1 protein-coding gene and 1 tRNA gene are annotated in these 1,494 nt (G+C 35.5%); one reads left to right on the top strand and one right to left on the bottom strand.

Translation table 11 applies throughout. The features are described from left to right. Positions 1-232 precede the first annotated feature (232 nt). Positions 233-1,168 carry a bifunctional biotin--[acetyl-CoA-carboxylase] ligase/biotin operon repressor BirA gene (gene birA / locus ADI86_RS01960; RefSeq protein WP_049531560.1) on the top strand — a complete coding sequence of 312 codons (936 nt, stop codon included), beginning with the start codon at positions 233-235 and terminating at the stop codon, positions 1,166-1,168. A gap of 170 nt (positions 1,169-1,338) precedes the next feature. Here the strand turns inward: birA and ADI86_RS01955 are convergent. Beyond that, positions 1,339-1,426 (bottom strand) — tRNA-Ser (locus ADI86_RS01955). Between the last annotated feature and the right edge of the window lie 68 nt (positions 1,427-1,494).

Genomic DNA, 1,494 nt, shown 5'->3' with positions numbered 1-1,494 from the left:
ACGCGTTTTTCTCATACTAAATGCTAGGTGGTGAGAAACTGGAAGTTAGTTTTAGAAGTTACCGAAAAATACTGAGATTTCAAAACTCAAGCTTAATGACTACATATACTCTTAAAAAATCGTGCCGTAAATACTAGACATATGTTAAAATGGTAGTAATAAAATATCGATTTAGAAGCAACGATCCAAACTAAATTCAAAGCATATACTATTCATTGCGAAAGGAAACACTATGAAATCCTACCAAGCTGTCTACCAAATTTTATCTAAAGAAACCGACTATATCAGTGGAGAAAAGATCGCAGAAGAACTATCCCTAAGCAGAACATCAATTTGGAAAGCTATCAAGAGGCTAGAACAAGAAGGTATTGAAATAGATAGTATCAAAAACAAAGGATATAAACTGATGAATGGTGACCTTATTCTTCCAGAGATTCTAGAAAAAAATCTTCCAATTAATGTCAGTTTTAAACCAGAAACAAAATCGACACAACTAGATGCAAAAGAAGCAATTGATTTAGGGCATGAAGCAAATACTCTCTACCTAGCTTCCTACCAGACAGCTGGCCGAGGCCGTTTTCAACGTTCTTTTTACTCCCCACAAGGGGGCATTTATATGACACTCCATCTTAAACCAAATCTCCCCTATGACAAATTACCATCCTACACACTGATTGTTGCTGGAGCTATCTATAAAGCCATCAAAAACCTAACTTTAATAGATGTCGACATAAAATGGGTCAATGATATCTACCTAAACAATCATAAAATTGGAGGAATCCTTACTGAGGCAATGACATCTGTAGAAACTGGCTTAGTCACAGATATTATTATTGGAGTAGGAATCAACTTTACTATTAAAGACTTCCCTCAAGAATTAAAAGAAAAAGCTGCTAGCTTATTTAAAGCACCAGCAGCTATAACAAGAAATGAATTAATTATCGAAATATGGCGTTCTTTCTTTGATACACCAGCAGAAGAGCTATTATATTTATACAAAAAACAGTCATTTGTTCTAGGAAAAGAAGTTACTTTTACACTAGATCAAAAAGACTACAAAGGACTTGCTAAAGATATCTCTGAAAATGGTAAACTTTTAGTTCAATGTAATAACGGAAAAGAAATCTGGCTCAATAGCGGCGAAATTTCACTCAAGGGTTGGAAGTAGTAATAAACAAGCACAACCATAAAATCGACAATATATAAAGATTTTAGCTTTTCTGCAGCCCACTACAGTTGACAAAGAGGCAAAAACTTCAGATAAGTAATCCAATTTAGGTTTACAAATCTGAAGTTTTTTATTATTCTAAAAAAAAGAGTAATAAACTCTCATTCAAACGGAGAATAAGGGATTCGAACCCTTGCGCCAGTTACCCGACCTAACGATTTAGCAAACCGTCCTCTTCAGCCTCTTGAGTAATTCTCCTATTAATGGGCACGAGTGGACTCGAACCACCGACCTCACGCTTATCAGGCGTGCGCTCTAACCACCTG

Origin of the sequence: Streptococcus pseudopneumoniae, assembly GCF_001074975.1 — a bacterium.
GTDB lineage: Bacteria > Bacillota > Bacilli > Lactobacillales > Streptococcaceae > Streptococcus > Streptococcus pseudopneumoniae_D.
This window is presented reverse-complemented; position numbering and strand designations above follow the sequence as displayed.